12 protein-coding genes and 1 other RNA gene are annotated in these 14483 nt (G+C 53.9%); 5 read left to right on the top strand and 8 right to left on the bottom strand.

Annotated elements, in window-relative coordinates; translation table 11 throughout:
- Positions 1-201: 201 nt before the first annotated feature.
- Together pykF and ACJY2L_RS05180 are read left to right on the top strand one after the other, a co-directional pair.
- On the top strand, positions 202-1614 hold the full coding sequence (gene pykF / locus ACJY2L_RS05185; RefSeq protein ID WP_067430308.1) for a pyruvate kinase PykF: 1413 nt from the start codon (positions 202-204) through the stop codon (positions 1612-1614).
- 303 nt (positions 1615-1917) lie between these two features.
- A complete protein-coding gene (locus ACJY2L_RS05180) occupies positions 1918-2154 on the top strand; it encodes a major outer membrane lipoprotein (RefSeq protein ID WP_052898670.1) in 237 nt (78 codons plus the stop codon).
- A gap of 104 nt (positions 2155-2258) precedes the next feature.
- Here ACJY2L_RS05180 and ACJY2L_RS05175 read toward each other — a convergent pair whose 3' ends face one another.
- From ACJY2L_RS05175 to sufA, 7 genes are all read right to left on the bottom strand, one after another.
- A complete protein-coding gene (locus ACJY2L_RS05175) occupies positions 2259-3266 on the bottom strand; it encodes a L,D-transpeptidase family protein (protein ID WP_439211976.1) in 1008 nt (335 codons plus the stop codon).
- Positions 3267-3332: 66 nt separating this feature from the next.
- Entirely contained in the window at positions 3333-3749 is a 417-nt protein-coding gene (gene sufE / locus ACJY2L_RS05170; RefSeq protein ID WP_067430302.1) for a cysteine desulfuration protein SufE, read from the bottom strand.
- A 22-nt stretch (positions 3750-3771) separates the two neighbouring features.
- The gene (sufS, locus tag ACJY2L_RS05165; RefSeq protein WP_067430299.1) at positions 3772-4992 is read right to left on the bottom strand and encodes a cysteine desulfurase SufS; all 1221 of its coding nucleotides are present in this window, start codon (positions 4990-4992) and stop codon (positions 3772-3774) included.
- A complete protein-coding gene (gene sufD / locus ACJY2L_RS05160) occupies positions 4989-6266 on the bottom strand; it encodes a Fe-S cluster assembly protein SufD (RefSeq protein WP_067430296.1) in 1278 nt (425 codons plus the stop codon). Before sufD ends, sufS begins: the two co-directional genes overlap by 4 nt.
- Complete coding sequence (gene sufC / locus ACJY2L_RS05155; protein WP_067430293.1) at positions 6241-6987, bottom strand: Fe-S cluster assembly ATPase SufC; 747 nt, start codon at positions 6985-6987, stop codon at positions 6241-6243. Before sufC ends, sufD begins: the two co-directional genes overlap by 26 nt.
- Before the next feature lie 47 nt (positions 6988-7034).
- A complete protein-coding gene (gene sufB, locus ACJY2L_RS05150) occupies positions 7035-8531 on the bottom strand; it encodes a Fe-S cluster assembly protein SufB (RefSeq protein ID WP_439212645.1) in 1497 nt (498 codons plus the stop codon).
- A 7-nt stretch (positions 8532-8538) separates the two neighbouring features.
- Positions 8539-8913, bottom strand: a complete 375-nt coding sequence (gene sufA / locus ACJY2L_RS05145) for a Fe-S cluster assembly scaffold SufA (RefSeq protein WP_067430287.1) — start codon at positions 8911-8913, stop codon at positions 8539-8541.
- Between the two features lie 389 nt (positions 8914-9302).
- Between sufA and ACJY2L_RS05140 the strand changes: the two genes are divergently transcribed.
- Complete coding sequence (locus tag ACJY2L_RS05140) at positions 9303-9707, top strand: hypothetical protein (RefSeq protein ID WP_067430284.1); 405 nt, start codon at positions 9303-9305, stop codon at positions 9705-9707.
- A gap of 19 nt (positions 9708-9726) precedes the next feature.
- Here ACJY2L_RS05140 and ydiJ read toward each other — a convergent pair whose 3' ends face one another.
- On the bottom strand, positions 9727-12780 hold the full coding sequence (gene ydiJ / locus ACJY2L_RS05135) for a D-2-hydroxyglutarate dehydrogenase YdiJ (RefSeq protein ID WP_439211975.1): 3054 nt from the start codon (positions 12778-12780) through the stop codon (positions 9727-9729).
- A gap of 205 nt (positions 12781-12985) precedes the next feature.
- Between ydiJ and ydiK the strand changes: the two genes are divergently transcribed.
- Positions 12986-14107 (top strand): AI-2E family transporter YdiK, encoded by a 1122-nt coding sequence (gene ydiK / locus ACJY2L_RS05130; protein WP_067430278.1) that lies wholly within the window; start codon positions 12986-12988, stop codon positions 14105-14107.
- A 238-nt stretch (positions 14108-14345) separates the two neighbouring features.
- Positions 14346-14456, top strand: an RNA gene (gene rprA / locus ACJY2L_RS05125) — antisense sRNA RprA.
- Positions 14457-14483 lie beyond the last annotated feature (27 nt).

Raw genomic sequence — 14483 nt, 5'->3', positions numbered from 1 at the left:
CAATAACTCTATTACGTCCCGTTTGCGCAACGCCGCCTGGCCAGTATGCGCCGCGTTGTTCTCAACTTCCCCTGCACGCGTTATCTCTGTCACCTATTCTTAGTCTGTACCGCATTCTGCTGCTGAAGCACCAATTCTTAACGATGGCGATGCCATCGAACCCACACCTTTATCATCCATCACAACTTACAGATGACTGTCATGAAAAAGACTAAAATCGTATGTACTATCGGCCCGAAAACTGAATCAGAAGAGATGCTCACTAACCTGCTTGAAGCAGGTATGAACGTGATGCGCCTTAACTTCTCCCATGGCGATTATGCCGAACACGGACAGCGCATCACCAACATGCGTGCCGTGCTGGAAAAAACGGGCCGTCAGGCGGCCATTCTGCTCGACACCAAAGGCCCTGAAATCCGTACCATGAAGCTGGAAGGCGGCAACGACGTTGCGCTGAAAGCGGGTCAAACGTTTACTTTCACCACTGACCAGTCAATCATTGGCAACAGCGAGCGCGTGGCTGTGACCTATTCTGGCTTCACCGCTGACCTGAAAATTGGTAACACGGTGCTGGTAGATGACGGCTTGATCGGTATGGAAGTGACCGAAGTCACCGAAAACAGCGTGATTTGTAAGGTGCTGAACAATGGCGATCTGGGCGAAAACAAAGGCGTTAACCTGCCTGGCGTGTCAATTCAGCTGCCTGCCCTGGCGGAAAAAGACAAGCGCGATCTGATTTTTGGTTGTGAACAAGGCGTTGATTTTGTTGCCGCATCCTTTATTCGTAAGCGCTCTGACGTGCTGGAAATCCGTGAGCACCTGAAGCAGCACGGTGGCGAGCACATTCAGATCATCTCCAAAATCGAAAATCAGGAAGGCCTGAACAACTTCGACGAAATCCTTGATGCTTCTGACGGCATCATGGTAGCGCGTGGCGATCTCGGCGTTGAAATTCCGGTTGAAGAGGTGATCTTTGCCCAGAAGATGATGATCAAAAAGTGCAACAAGGCACGTAAGGTCGTTATCACCGCAACGCAGATGCTTGATTCCATGATCAAGAACCCGCGTCCAACCCGCGCCGAAGCAGGCGACGTGGCGAACGCTATTCTCGATGGCACTGATGCGGTTATGCTTTCTGGCGAAAGCGCCAAGGGCAAATACCCGCTGGAATCGGTGACTATCATGGCCACCATCTGTGAGCGTACCGATCGCGTGATGAAACAGCGCATCGATTCGCAGTCAGACAACCGCAAAATGCGCATCACCGAAGCCGTCTGCCGCGGCGCGGTGGAAACCGCAGAGAAGCTTGAGGCGCCATTGATTGTTGTGGCTACCGAAGGCGGTAAATCAGCCAAGTCAGTGCGTAAATATTTCCCGCACGCCACCATTCTGGCGCTGACCACCAATGAAACCACTGCGCGTCAGCTGATCCTGAGCAAAGGGATTGAGACACGTTTGGTAACTGAAATCGCCTCAACGGATGATTTTTATCGCATTGGTAAAGAAGTGGCGCTGGAAAGCGGCTACGGTCAGAAAGGCGACGTTGTCGTGATGGTATCGGGTGCATTAGTACCGAGCGGTACTACAAATACAGCGTCCGTACATGTACTGTAATTAATTACATTACTGTTAATTAAAAGCGCCTGCGGGCGCTTTTTTAATTTCTCGCTTAATACAAAAACTGAGAAATTTCCAATCGATAAAATCTGTTTTATTACCACTTTTTCATGATTAACTCCGATGAGAATCTTGCTGTTTTCGCACTATTTTTTATAGATTTGCTGCAGAACGCTGTTTCTTTGACCGAACAGGCGAAATTAAGCATGTTCTCATCAAAAATTTATTCTCATTGCAAAAAAGTTTGTGTAATACTTGTAACGCTACATGGAGATTAACTTAATCTAGAGGGTATTAATAATGAATCGTACTAAACTGGTACTGGGCGCGGTAATCCTGGGTTCAACTCTGCTGGCTGGCTGTTCAAGCAATGCTAAAATTGATCAGCTGTCTACCGACGTTCAGACTCTGAACGCTAAAGTTGACCAGCTGAGCAACGACGTGAACGCAGTGCGTTCTGACGTTCAGGCTGCTAAAGACGACGCAGCTCGCGCTAACCAGCGTCTGGACAACCAGGCTCACTCTTACCGTAAGTAAGAGTTCTGGTTTGAAATGGCGCACATTGTGCGCCATTTTTTTATCTTTTTTTCAGCCTCCTGCCCTGCTCTTTTACTTCGCCTTCCCTGGCAAAGCACATCAATTTACTTCCCAGCTTCTGTATTTTCCGGTTGGGCCGGCGTTTGTGCGGCCAGAATCGCCGGTAACGGCGTGTGCTCATCGATCGCCTCACCGTCGTTAATCAGCACCGGCATACCTGAACGTCGCGCCAGAGCCTGCTTAAACAGCGCCGTATCGCTTTCGTTACTGTGTGCGAACTTCTTCAGCCCGGCAGAAAGCGCAATTTTCATGGTCTGCGGATCGTCCTTCTCGGTATGAGAGAGCGGCTGATGCACCTCAACGTAACGCTTACCATCCGGCTCTGTAGCGAATTTTACCGGCTCGTTGATGATTTGCACTCTTGTACCCTTAGGCACGCTGTTAAACAGCGCCTCGATGTCCTCAGGACGCAGGCGGATGCAGCCTGAACTGACACGCATGCCGATACCGAAATCTGCATTGGTGCCGTGAATCAGGTATTGCCCGGTGCCGCGCGCCAGACGCATAGCGAACATACCCATAGGATTGTCCGGACCCGCGGGCACCACGCCGGGCAGCGTTACGCCCTCTTTGGCATAACGCTTGCGGATATTAACGGTAGGCGTCCAGGTGGGGTTGGGGATTTTTTGGCTAACGCTGGTGACCATGATTGGCGTGGCGGCGCCCAACTGGCCAATGCCAATGGGATATACCACCACCGTATTGCTGCCTTTAGGGTAATAATAAAGACGTAGCTCCGCCAGGTTAACCACAATGCCTTCACGTTTGGTATCTGGTAACAGCATTTGCGTGGGAACAATCAGGCGGGTGCCCGCTTTTGGCAGCCAGGGATCGACCCCAGGATTGGCCTCCAGCATACCCAACAAACCAATCTTGTATTTCGCCGCCACGGCTTCCAGCGGATGATGATCATCGGGCACAACGGTAGTGACATTTTCGCCAATCAGGCGGCTGTTAGCAGGAGGAAGGGGATATTCAGTTGCCTGAGCGACAGGCATGGTGCAGAACAGCGTGCTAAGCAGCATGCCTGTAAGACAAAACAGAGATTTCATGGATACACTCTTCATTAGTGAAACACCTCATTACCTATCATAACGAGGTGCACAAGGAAGGTGTAGCTAGCTGAGCGCCTGCGCTTTGTTCAAAATAGCGCGGATCATCGCTTCCAGCCCCTGAGAACGCGTTGGCGTCAGGTGCTGAGTCAGCGCCAGTTCTTCAAACCACGGGCGCAGTTCGAAGGTGGTAATCTCCTGCGGCGTGAGCCGATCATACAGGATAAAAACGATAGCCATCAAGCCTTTAACGATTGCCGCATCGCTGTCACCCAGCAGGCTCAGCGTACCATCCTCATGGGGCTCCATGACGATCCATACCTGGCTCTGACAGCCGGAAATGGCGTTCTCCGGCTGACGCAAAGAATCAGACAGTTCTGGTAAGCGACCGCCTAACTCAATCATATAAAGGTATTTTTCTTCCCAGTTAGCGCACCGGTTAAAGTTGCGAACCAGCCTTTCTCTGTCCGGCAAATTTGCCATCCCTTCCTCCCTTGCCTGCCCGTTAGCCGAGCAGACGTTGAATACGTGTCAAACCAGCAGCCAGACGGTCGGCTTCCTCTTCGCTGTTGTAGAGCGCGAAAGAGGCACGACACATGGCCGGCACGCCGTAGTGCTGCATCAGTGGCATGGCGCAGTGGTGGCCGGTACGAATGGCAATGCCATACTGATCCAGGAAGCTGCCAACATCATACGCGTGATGCTTACCGAGGTTAAACGCGATCACACCAGCACGCTCGGTTGGACCGTAGATAATCAGGTCAGGCACCGACGCCAGTTTGTCGAGTGCATAACGCATCAGCGAGCGTTCATGCGCCTTGATGGCGGGCAGGCCCAGCGTCTCGATCCAGGCAAATGCGGCACCCAGACCGATAATGCCGCCGGTGTTAGGCGTGCCTGCTTCAAAACGCCATGGCGATTTGCCGTAAGTGGTGCCCACGGGTAGCACCACGGTATCGATCATCGCCCCACCGCCCATCCAGGGTGGCATCTGCTCTAACAGCGCCTGACGGCCATAGAGAATACCAATACCGTTAGGGCCATACAGCTTGTGACCAGAGAAGACGTAGAAGTCGCAGTCGATATCCTGCACGTCAACCTTGTCATGCATTACCGCCTGTGCGCCATCAATCAGCGTTACCAGTCCGGCCGCTTTGGCTTTCGCCACCAGCGCCTTGACCGGGTTAACCGTGCCCAGCACGTTAGAAACGTGGGTAACGGCCAGCAGACGTGAACGGCTGTCGATCAGGCCATCGAGGCGATCGATGTCCAGTTCGCCATTTTCCGTTAACGGCAGCACGCGAATTTCAGCGCCGGTGCGTTCCGCCACCATCTGCCACGGCACGATGTTGGCGTGATGTTCCATAGCGGTGATAATGACATTATCCCCCGCTTTCAGCTGGCTCAGGCCCCAGCAGTTGGCAACCAGATTGATGCCTTCCGTGGTGCCCTTAACAAAGATGATTTCATCGGCAGAACCGGCGTTCAGGAAGCGCGCAGCCTGGCTGCGCACATGTTCCATCGCGGTGGTCGCTTCAGCACTCAGCGTATGAATGCCGCGGTGAACCGCCGCATAGCCGTGCTGATAAAAATAACTTTCGGCGTCAATGACCGCCAAAGGGCGTTGCGCGCTGGCCGCACTGTCGAGATAAGCCAGCGGCTGACCATTGACTTCACGGGACAAAATCGGAAATTCTGCCCTGATGCGCGCCAGATCGTAACTCATGCCACTCCTCCAGGAAAACGGTCTGCGATACGCTGCATCACGCTGGCTTTCAACACGTCATCAGCAATCGCTTCGGTTAGCTCGGCGGCAAACGCATAGATAATCATCTGCTCGGCCGCTTCTTCAGCGATACCGCGCGAGCGCAGGTAAAACATCTGTTCGTCGTCGATACGGCCAATGGTCGCGCCGTGGCTACACTTGACGTCGTCAGCATAAATTTCCAGCTGCGGCTTGGTATCGACCTCAGACAAACGTCCCAGCAACAGGTTGTTGTTGGTCATCTGTCCGTCAGTTTTCAGCGCATGCTTCGCCACTTTGATTAGGCCGTTAAATACCGCTTTCGCTTTGTCGCGCACAATCACTTTGTGCTGCTGACGGCTCTGACAATAACCTTTGTTGTGCTCAAGCCAGGTGCGGGTATCGCAGACTTCATTACCCACCGGCAGCACCAGACTATTAATCTGCAGGTTGGTATTTTCGCCGTTCAGCTGCGCGCTGGTGTGATGACGCGACAGGCCCGCACCCAACAGGAAGCTCTGGCTGTTGATCTGTGCGTCACGGCCGGCAACCACATCGTTATGCGCGAAGTGGAAACTGGCAGCATCTTCAAATGCCAGCTTGGTGTGCGTCAGACGGGCGTTATCGCCTACCGCCATGGTCAGTCGTGAACCGGTAAAGTGCGCTTTGCCATTCAGGGTAACGTAATGCTCGATAACCTGCGCTTCAGCGCCCTCTTCCAGCTGCAGATGATGGCGATAATGCACGGTGTTCAACTTGCTGTCGTCGCCGCTGCTGATATGCAGCAGGTAAAGCGGACGAGCAGGCGTTGTTCCACGCGGAACACGAATCGACGTCACCTGTTCAGCCAGACTTTCAGTGAGGTGCAGAAACACTTCAGGCTGCACCGGCGCTGGCAAGGCACGACGCTGCGCCGCCTGAGAAAGCTGAATATCGAACAGATCGTATTCGCTGTCGCTCAACGACGGCTGAAACGCACCGTCCAGATAGACCAGACGCACCGCTTCCAGCGGCAGCGAAATTGCCTGCAGCTGAGCCGCATCAAGTTCAGCGACCTCAGGCAGCACGAACTGCTGGCCAAGCAGGTTATCCAGCGGCGTATATTTCCAGTGCTCGCTTTTGCGCGTAGGCAAGCCTTCACGCATCAGCTGCTGCCAGTGCTCCTGAGCCTGTAATGAGCGCGCGTCGCCACGCGATTCAAACAGATGGTGCCACTGTTGCAGCGCGGTTTCACTCTTCGTCGGTAAGCCAGCCATAGCCTTGCTCCTCCAACTGTTTAACCAGCGAGAAATCGCCTGATTTCACAATCTTGCCCTGATAGAGCACGTGCACGAAATCTGGCTTAATGTAATCCAGGATGCGCTGATAGTGCGTCACAATGATGAATGAACGCTTGCCGTCGCGCAGCGTGTTCACGCCGTTAGCCACGATTTTCAGGGCATCAATGTCGAGGCCGGAGTCAGTCTCGTCAAGGATACAGAGCTGCGGCTCAAGGGCAGCCATCTGCAGAATATCGTTACGCTTTTTCTCACCGCCGGAGAAGCCAACGTTTACTGAGCGCGTCAGCAAATCCTGAGGCATTTTCAGCAGGTCGATCTTCTCTTCGATGAAGTCCTGGAAGTCAAAGCGATCCAGTTCACCCTGCTGACGATATTTACGCACGGCGTTAACCGAGGTTTGCAGGAAAAACTGGTTGCTGACGCCGGGAATTTCAACCGGGTACTGAAACGCCATAAAGATGCCTTCGCCAGCGCGATCTTCCGGAGAAAGTTCCAGCAGATCTTTGCCGTTGAACGCCACCGATCCGCTGGTGACTTCATAATCTTCACGGCCAGCCAGCGTGGCAGACAAGGTACTTTTACCCGAGCCGTTTGGCCCCATGATGGCGTGCACTTCGCCTGGCTTCACTTCCAGGTTCAAACCACGCAGGATTTCCTTGTCTTCAACGCTAACCTGTAAATCTTTAATACTTAACATAAATTATCCTTCACATTGCTTTCCGGCAACGGGTAATGCGCTATCAATTAGCCCACACTATGTTCAAGGCTGATAGCCAACAATTTTTGTGCTTCCACGGCAAACTCAAGCGGCAGCTCGGAGAAAACATCTTTACAGAAGCCGTTTACAATCATGGAGATAGCGTCATCTTCGCTGATGCCACGCTGCAGACAATAGAACAGCTGATCTTCACCGATACGTGAGGTGGTCGCTTCATGCTCCAGCTGCGCGCTATTGTTGCGCGTTTCCACATACGGGAAGGTATGCGCACCACACTCCGCGCCAATCAGCATCGAATCACACTGGGTGAAATTACGCGCATTGGTCGCAGTCGGCATGATCTTCACCAGACCGCGATAGGTATTCTGACTTTTACCGGCAGAGATCCCTTTAGAGATAATGGTCGATTTGGTGTTTTTACCAATGTGAATCATTTTGGTGCCGGTATCCGCCTGCTGACGGCCACTGGTCAACGCCACCGAGTAGAATTCACCAATCGAATAATCCCCTTTCAACACCACGCTTGGGTATTTCCAGGTGATTGCTGAACCGGTTTCAGACTGCGTCCAGGACATCTTGCTGTGATCGCCTTCGCACAGGGCGCGCTTGGTCACGAAGTTCAGAATGCCGCCTTCAGCTTCGCCGCCAGCAAACCAGTTCTGCACGGTGGAATATTTCACTTCGGCATTTTTGTGAATGATCACTTCCACAACCGCCGCGTGCAGCTGATAGCTGTCTCGCACCGGCGCCGAGCAGCCTTCGATGTAGCTGACGTAGCTGTCTTCGTCAGCGATCAGGATGGTGCGCTCAAACTGGCCGGTTTTGGCCGCGTTGATGCGGAAATAGGTGGAAAGCTCCATCGGACAACGCACGCCTTTCGGGATGTAAACAAAGGTGCCGTCAGAGGCCACCGCTGAGTTCAGCGCCGCAAAGAAGTTGTCGTTGTGTGGAACCACGGTACCGAGATATTTCTGCACCAGCTCCGGGTGATCGTGAATCGCTTCGCCGAATGAGCAGAAAATAATGCCCTGTTCCGCCAGCTTGCCGCGGTAGGTGGTTGACACCGATACCGAGTCAAAAATGGCATCTACCGCAACTTCACGGCCTTCGCGAACCGGCACGCCCAGCTGATTAAAGGCGTCTTCCACTTCCTGCGTCAGATAGTTACTGTTGGGATGACTGCCATCGGCCTGGGTCGCGCCCGGCTCCGATGCACAGCTGTCGTCGCAGTTACCGCATGACGGCGCAGAATAGTAGCTGTAATCCTGATAGTTCAGGCCGGCGTAGTTCGCCTTCAGCCAGTGCGGCTCTTCCATTTGCGTCCAGGCATGATAAGCCTTGAGCCGGAACTCCAGCATCCACTCGGGTTCGTTACGCTTGGCAGAAATTGCCCGCACCACGTCCTCGTTGATGCCGTTGGCCATTTCATCGGTTTCAAGCTGGGTAAAGAAGCCCTCTTTATACTTCAGACGGCCGCCATCCCATACCTGTACATCATCTGGGGTTTCGCTGTTTTGTGACATATCGCTATTACTCGACGCCAAAGCTCTCACCACATCCGCAGGCGTGTTGGGCTTTAGGGTTATTGAATTTAAAGATCTGGTTCAGGCCTTCGCGGACAAAATCCACTTCGGTGCCGTCGATGAAAGGCATCGCCTGAAGCGGCACAAAGAGCGAGGCGCCGTTGTGCGTGAACTCCAGGTCATCCTCTTCGGCGGCGCTCACCAAATCCATGGTATAGCCGAACCCGGCACAACCGGATTGCTTAATGCCAAGACGTAAACCGCTGACTGCCGGATCGGTAGCGACAAGGTTGAGAATTTGCGTTGCCGCTGAGTCCGTCAGCGTGAGTCCTTTCCAGACAAAATCATCCGGAGAGAAAGATGCAGGATTTGCTGTTGCCATATGCTGTACCTCATGATGCGTAGCCTGGTTTGGCTGATACCCCTATGGTAGTGATAACAATTATCACTTCAACCTCTTGTTTTGCAGGGATAAAGGCGAAACGGCTTTTTTTACGGCTAATATTTAAGAATAGACGCTTAAATCAGCGGTGTGATCCACCAAAAAAGCGCTATGCGGGTTTTATAATTCCATTATATATCAATAAGTCACCGAAGGCATCTTGATGCTTATTGAGAATAATAATCAGTTTACGCCCTTACCGGTGCGTCTGGATTGTTAATATCAATTTTTCTGACAGGTAGCATTTATCGATAAAACTTTGCTCGCGCGATCGCTAAAAATCGCGTAGGTTATTATGATAATGATTCTCATTAGCAGGAGAGTGCGTCATGAATCGGTCCGTGTCCGCCTGGTTGCAGCATAAAATTGACGACTACAAGTTTTCTGTCCGCGATATCACCGTCGATTTTTACATGGCGCAGGCCCGACTTGATCGCTCCGGCGCCGGTATCGAACAGCTGCGACGCTTCAATGATACCTGTCTCGATATGGCAGAAATTTGTCAACTGAACGGCGACGACCAGAGCTACCTGCATGCGCTGGGCAAACTGCATCATCGACTGGTGCAGGAAATGAGTAATCCCGAGCGTGAACAGTTGTTCCGCGTTCAGGCCTATCAGCTGGCACGGTTATCACTGACCCGTCTGTGCCATCACCTGGCACAGACCGGCCACTGGGACAAAGCCACTACGTTACAGAGCGATTTTGTTAAACACGCCGGTTCGATTTTCTAGCACATACGCGTAACAAAAATTATACCATTTCCAGCAGCGCCTGTAACGGATGTCTCACGCCATTACCCTCAATTCTTTTCACCTGGCTGCGGCAGGAATAGCCGGTAGCCAGGCAACGCTGACGCGGCAACCGCTGCATCTGCGGATGCCACGACAGCGCATAAATACCCAGCGAATTTTCAAGGTTTTTGGTCTCGTGCCCATAGGTTCCCGCCATGCCGCAACAGCCGACGCTAACGTTTTCCAGCGTGGCGCCAAAGCGAGCAAAAATGCCCTGCCACTGATTTGGTGACGCCGGCAAGGCAGTGACTTCGGTACAATGCGCAAACAGATACCAGGATTCACCGGTCTGCGGCTGAACTGCCCGCGGCGCAAGTACCTCACTCAGCCACTCCTGCACCATCAAGACCGAGAACTCGCCGCGCTTGTCGCCCAGCGTCTGCTGATACTCATCGCGATAACAGAGCACCGTCGCCGGATCGACGCCCACCATCGGCGCACCCAGCCGTGCCACACGGCGCAGGAAATCGGCGGTTTTTTCGGCGGTGCGGGCAAAGCGTTGTAAAAATCCTTTCACGTGCTGCGCCTTGCCGTTTGGTGAAAATGGCAGCAGCACCGGCTGGTAACCCAGCTTTTCGACCAGGCGAACAAAGTCATTGACCAGTTGCGCTTCATAATAACTGGTGAAAGGATCCTGCACGATCAACACACGATTGGCTCTTTTCTCTGCGCTTTCAGCTTCCAGTTGCTCCAGCGTCATTGCGCAGGCGGGATGGCCGGAGAGCTGCTGCTTCAGTGAAGGCGACGAAAGCAACGGCAGATCCACCATGCCAATATGCTGGCGGCTCAGTTCACGCAACCACGGCTGCCGCAGAAAGAAATTGAACGCTTTCGGCGCTTTGGCCATCAGCGGCGCGTACGTCTCCACTCCCGCAACCAGATGATCGCTTACCGGGCGCAGGTAGCGCGTATGGTAGAGCTGCAGGAAGCGCGACCGGAAGCCAGGCACGTCGATCTTAATCGGGCACTGGGTAGAGCAGGCTTTGCAGGCCAGACAGCCCGACATCGCCTCCTTTACCTCGTGCGAAAAGTCGTATTCCCCTTTGCTGGCGTACCAGCTATTGCGCGTGCGGCTGATCAAGGCGCGCAGGCTCACCGAACGCGTCGGCAGATGCTGCTCCAGCTCCAGCGGATCGACACCCTTTTCCACCAGCAATCGCAACCATTCACGGGTCAAGGTCGCCCGGCCTTTTGGCGAGTGAATGCGGTTCGCGGTGATTTTCATTGAGGGACACATCGGACTGCGTACGTCGAAATTAAAGCACAGCCCGTTACCGTTGCACTCCATGGCGCCGCGCCAGTCACTGCGTACCGCCACCGGAATCTGGCGGTCAAAGGTGCCGCGCTTGACGCCATCAACCGGCATCATCGGATCGTCAACGCCGACTGGCGTACAGATTTTACCTGGATTCAGCCGGTTCAGCGGATCAAAGGCAGCTTTGATGCGGCGCAGTTCGTTGTACAGCGTGTCGCCAAAAAAGGCAGGACTGTATTGCGCGCGATATCCCTTACCGTGCTCGCCCCACAGTAATCCGCCATAGCGTGCGGTCAGCGCCACTACTTCATCGGAGATCTGCTTCATCAGCATCTCCTGTTGCGGATCGCACATGTCTAACGCGGGTCGCACATGCAGCACGCCGGCATCAACGTGACCAAACATGCCATAACTCAGGCCATGGCTGTCCAGCAGCGCACGAAAGTCGCTGATATAGTCGGCGAGATGCTGCGGCGGCACGGCGGTATCTTCCACAAACGGAATGGGTTTGGCGCGCCCTTTGGCATTGCCCAACAGACCAACCGCTTTCTTGCGCATCGCATAGATACGCTCAATCCCCGCTAAGTCCTCGCAGAGCTGATAACCGATGACGCCCGCTTCCTGTTGCGCCATCAGCGCATCAAGCCGGGCACAGAGCGCGTTAACCTGGCTGTCGATCAGCGCCACGTCGTTACCGGCAAACTCAACGATATTCAGGCCGAGCATCTCTTGATCCGGCACATCTGCAATCAGCTCGCGCACCGAATGCCAGACGATATCTTCCCGCGCCAGATTGAGCACTTTTGAATCCACGGTCTCTACCGACAACGCCTGCGCTTCAACCAGCAACGGCGCGTTACGCAATGCGGCATCAAAAGAGTTGTATTTGATATTCACCAGCTGACGCGCTTTTGGGATCGGCGTGATATCCAGCCGTGCTTCGCTGATAAAGGCCAGCGTGCCTTCTGCGCCACACAGGATGCGGGTCAGATCGAAGGTTTGCAGATCGTCGCTGAGCACGTGGCGCAGGTCGTAGCCGGTCAGAAAGCGATTTAATGCCGGAAACTTCTCCACAATCAGCGCGCGCTGCTCGCGGCAGCGTTCCAGCACCGTGGCATAGATGCGCCCTTCCGGCGTCTGCTCCTGCGCCAGTTGTTCGGCCAGCGCCACCGGCATGGCTCGCGTATCAAGGATTTCCCCACCCAACAGCACGGCACGCAGGGCCAGCACATGATCGGACGTTTTGCCATACACCAGCGATCCCTGGCCAGAGGCATCGGTATTGATCATGCCGCCCAGCGTGGCACGGTTGCTGGTGGAAAGCTCCGGTGAGAAAAAGAAGCCATACGGCTTCAGCCAGGCATTGAGCTGATCTTTGATCACGCCTGCCTCAACGCGCACCCAGCCCTGTTCAGGATTGATTTCCAGAATGCGATTCATGTAGCGCGACATGTCGACCACGATGCCCTGATTCAGCGACTGACCGTTGGTGCCGGTGCCGCCGCCGCGCGGCGTAAACACCAGACTTTCAAAGCGCGCTTCGCCCGCCACGCGTGCAATCAGCGCCACATCGGCGGTGGATCGGGGGAAAATCACCGCATCGGGCAGCTGCTGATAAATGCTGTTGTCCGTGGAGACGGTAAGACGATCGGCATAGCTGGTGGCGGTATCACCGGTAAAGCCTTGCTGCTCAAGGGTGTTGAGAAAAGTCAGTACCAGCTGTACCAACCCTGGCGCCTGGGAAATCTGTGGGATCATGATGGGATAACCAGTGAGCGAATCGATTGCGTTGTTAGTCGGAGATAGGTGGTTTTATCATATTTTTAACCCCATCGCTCTGATTTCAGCGGCGATAAAATCCCTGTGACTGCCTCTGTTGCAATCCCCGCAAATGCTTCATGATATTCCCGTCGTGCATCATCTGGATGCGCCACCTGAGAGAGATTAAGGACCGGGTTAGACAATGAAAAACCTGCATCGCAGCATGGATTTACCGCAAATACTGTTTTCACTGATGTTTATTCTTATTCTTATCGTCGCCTGCTTTTGGGTGGTGCAACCCTTTATCCTCGGCTTTGCCTGGGCAAGCATGGTGGTGATTGCTACCTGGCCGCTGATGCTCAAGCTCCAGTCCTGGTTGTGGGGACGACGTTCGCTGGCGGTGGTGGCCATGACGCTGATTCTGTTGCTGGTGTTCATTATTCCGGTGGTGCTGCTGGTCAACAGCCTGATCGATAACAGCGCACCGGTGATCGCCTGGATCACCTCCGGTCATCTGCAACTGCCTGCGCTGACCTGGCTCAACGACGTGCCGGTCATTGGCAAGAAGCTTTTTGCCGGTTATCACACCCAGGTTGATGCCGGGGGTACGGCCATTATGCGCAAGGTGCAGCCTTACATTGGCCGCACCACCGGCTTCTTTTTTGCCCAGGCGGGTCACTTTGGCCGCTTTATGCTGCATCTCGGTTTGATGCTGCTGTTCAGCGTGCTGCTCTACTGGCGTGGTGAACAGGTAGGCAACGGCATTCGACATTTTGCCTATCGTCTCGCCTCACGCCGCGGTGATGCGGCGGTACTGCTGGCGGGTCAGGCGATCCGCGCCGTGGCGCTGGGTGTGGTGGTCACCGCGCTGGTGCAGGGCGTGCTCGGCGGCATTGGCCTGGCGATATCGGGCATTCCCTACGCCACGCTGCTCACCGTGCTGATGATTTTCTTTTGCCTGGTTCAGCTTGGGCCGCTGCTGGTGCTGGTGCCCGCGATCATCTGGCTCTACTGGAGCGGCGACACCACCTGGGGCACCGTACTGCTGGTCTGGAGCTGCGTAGTGGGTACGCTGGATAACTTTCTGCGGCCGATGCTTATCCGCATGGGCGCCGATCTGCCGATGATCCTGATTCTCTCTGGGGTCATCGGCGGCCTGGTGGCTTTTGGTATGATTGGCCTGTTTATTGGCCCGGTAGTGCTGGCGGTCTCTTATCGTCTGGTGTCGGCCTGGATGCACGAAGCGCCTGCGCCGGATGGCTCGCCGCAGGAAGTGATAGACGAGCTGGCAGAGGATCAGGAAGAGCTACGCAAGACCTTCTAAGTGTAAATCAGCGGTTTCATTACCGGGCCGCTGAAAAATATTTTCCCGCGTTCTGATTAACACTGTTAAACCTTAAATCGCTTTTTTTGTTAAAAAACGCTTAAATCTCAGGCAAAACATTACCTGAGCTTCTCATTTTTTGTGGCAAATAACGGCGAATTGGCCGAAAAGATTATCTGTCATAAACTAATAAGAGGATTCTTAAAGACGCCCGCTACGATGCTGAATAACATGAGTCACATGTTTGAGATCAAACCCCTGATTTTAAAACAACCTTTTTCCCCTGAGTAAAGTAAAAGAATTGCTGTGTGTAGTCTTTGCCCATCCCATGTGATGGGCTTTTTTTTGCCTGAATATAAATGAAAGGCCGAATAAT

This window comes from Duffyella sp. Ts4, assembly GCF_051851875.1.
GTDB lineage: Bacteria > Pseudomonadota > Gammaproteobacteria > Enterobacterales > Enterobacteriaceae > Duffyella > Duffyella gerundensis.
The sequence above is the reverse complement of the archived record's forward strand: the minus strand, read 5'-3'. Positions and strand labels throughout refer to the sequence as shown.

Excerpts from the sequence above, each read along its gene's own strand:
- sufE (WP_067430302.1), bottom strand. The coding sequence starts at position 3,749 with ATGGCAAATTTGCCGGACAGAGAAAGGCTGGTTCGCAACTTTAACCGG.
- pykF (WP_067430308.1), top strand. The coding sequence starts at position 202 with ATGAAAAAGACTAAAATCGTATGTACTATCGGCCCGAAAACTGAATCA.
- sufA (WP_067430287.1), bottom strand. The coding sequence starts at position 8,913 with ATGGCAACAGCAAATCCTGCATCTTTCTCTCCGGATGATTTTGTCTGG.
- ydiK (WP_067430278.1), top strand. The coding sequence starts at position 12,986 with ATGAAAAACCTGCATCGCAGCATGGATTTACCGCAAATACTGTTTTCA.
- ACJY2L_RS05140 (WP_067430284.1), top strand. The coding sequence starts at position 9,303 with ATGAATCGGTCCGTGTCCGCCTGGTTGCAGCATAAAATTGACGACTAC.
- ydiJ (WP_439211975.1), bottom strand. The coding sequence starts at position 12,780 with ATGATCCCACAGATTTCCCAGGCGCCAGGGTTGGTACAGCTGGTACTG.
- ACJY2L_RS05175 (WP_439211976.1), bottom strand. The coding sequence starts at position 3,266 with ATGAAATCTCTGTTTTGTCTTACAGGCATGCTGCTTAGCACGCTGTTC.
- sufB (WP_439212645.1), bottom strand. The coding sequence starts at position 8,531 with ATGTCACAAAACAGCGAAACCCCAGATGATGTACAGGTATGGGATGGC.
- sufS (WP_067430299.1), bottom strand. The coding sequence starts at position 4,992 with ATGAGTTACGATCTGGCGCGCATCAGGGCAGAATTTCCGATTTTGTCC.
- ACJY2L_RS05180 (WP_052898670.1), top strand. The coding sequence starts at position 1,918 with ATGAATCGTACTAAACTGGTACTGGGCGCGGTAATCCTGGGTTCAACT.
- sufC (WP_067430293.1), bottom strand. The coding sequence starts at position 6,987 with ATGTTAAGTATTAAAGATTTACAGGTTAGCGTTGAAGACAAGGAAATC.
- sufD (WP_067430296.1), bottom strand. The coding sequence starts at position 6,266 with ATGGCTGGCTTACCGACGAAGAGTGAAACCGCGCTGCAACAGTGGCAC.